The following is a 1,234-nucleotide window of genomic DNA, read 5'->3' on the forward strand; positions in this document are numbered from 1 at the left end:
AAACCACTCCGTACCCATGTTTTTTCCGTCGGCAAGGGTCGCTCCCTTCGCGGGGGCGTGGATCGAAACCGGTCAGCGAAGATGACAGGCCGCCCGCTATGGTGTCGCTCCCTTCGCGGGGGCGTGGATCGAAACTTCACCGTGATCACCGACATGCGGGACCAGTCGGGTCGCTCCCTTCGCGGGGGCGTGGATCGAAACATTGCTTCGCCCTCCACCAAGTCGCGTCCGGCCGTCGCTCCCTTCGCGGGGGCGTGGATCGAAACCGGCGATCTATTCAGCAACGCCGAGGCCAGACAGTCGCCCCCTTCGCGGGGGCGTGGATCGAAACATGTCGCCAGCCATATTGCCGTTGCCGGTCAGCGGTCGCCCCCTTCGCGGGGGCGTGGATCGAAACTGGTCTACCCTCGCTACTGTCGCTGCTGCGGCTGTCGCCCCCTTCGCGGGGGCGTGGATCGAAACAGCTGGAGAGGTTGGGATTCGAACCCCCGTAAGGTCACCAGTATTCCGCATTTCGAGTGCGGCGCTATCGACCACTCCGCCACCCGCAAAGCCTGGTGCCCGCTTCATTGTGAGCGAGGATCTGCTCCTTGGTCTGCCGGGTGAGCACATCCTGCCGGGAGGGCCGGATGGGCTGGGCCCAGTCGCAGTCGTTCCTGAGGCGCGGGTCAGTCGCGCATCCAGCGGCCGAGACGGCGATCGAGAGCAGGATCGCTGCTGTTCTGAATGTCATGTCTTGTCTCCCCTGATTGCCGGATGGCCCTGTCGCGGGTTGCCTGGCGCTTTGCTTCCCAGGCGGCCTTCCCGGCGGCGCGGCCCCTGAGCCAGGCAATGCCGAGGACGGCGATGAGTGCGGCGACCAGCGCGGCCCAGCCCGACAGGCGGGACCAGGCGGCGCTGAAGAATGCCGTGAACAAGCCGATCAAGGCGTCTTCCCCGTGCGGTGATCCTCGATGCGCGCCGCCTTTGCCTTCCAGGCGAGCAGGATGACGATCAGGAAGATGGCCGCCCCGGCCCAGGGCAGCACCGGCAGCAGCCAGTCCGTGAGATTGAGAAGCCCCACGGTGCGCTCGGTCATATCCTTCGCGCGCTCGGCGGTTTCGACGGCGGGCGCCACCACGGAGGCGGCGGCCCCGGCCACGCCGACGATGCCGGTGGCGATCTGGGCGTCCGCGGCCTTCACGATGCGGGATCCTTCCGGCCTGCCCTCCGCCCGCTCCCGCGACACGGCGCG

The 1,234-nt window shown here is 67.6% G+C and carries 2 protein-coding genes and 1 CRISPR repeat array; both genes read right to left on the bottom strand.

The genetic code is table 11. The annotated features are described in order from the left end of the window. The first annotated feature begins 37 nt into the window (after window positions 1-37). Window positions 38-462: direct repeats of the CRISPR family, unit length 32 nt; unit sequence GTCGCTCCCTTCGCGGGGGCGTGGATCGAAAC. Window positions 463-668: 206 nt separating this feature from the next. After that, on the bottom strand, window positions 669-926 hold the full coding sequence (locus tag ACKOED_RS10200) for a hypothetical protein (RefSeq protein WP_408916485.1): 258 nt from the start codon (window positions 924-926) through the stop codon (window positions 669-671). Then, window positions 923-1,234 (bottom strand): hypothetical protein (locus tag ACKOED_RS10205; RefSeq protein ID WP_408916486.1); only part of this gene is annotated, 312 nt, incomplete at its 5' end. The genes ACKOED_RS10205 and ACKOED_RS10200, both read right to left, overlap by 4 nt.

This window comes from Aestuariivirga sp., assembly GCF_046093005.1.
Lineage (GTDB): Bacteria > Pseudomonadota > Alphaproteobacteria > Rhizobiales > Aestuariivirgaceae > Aestuariivirga.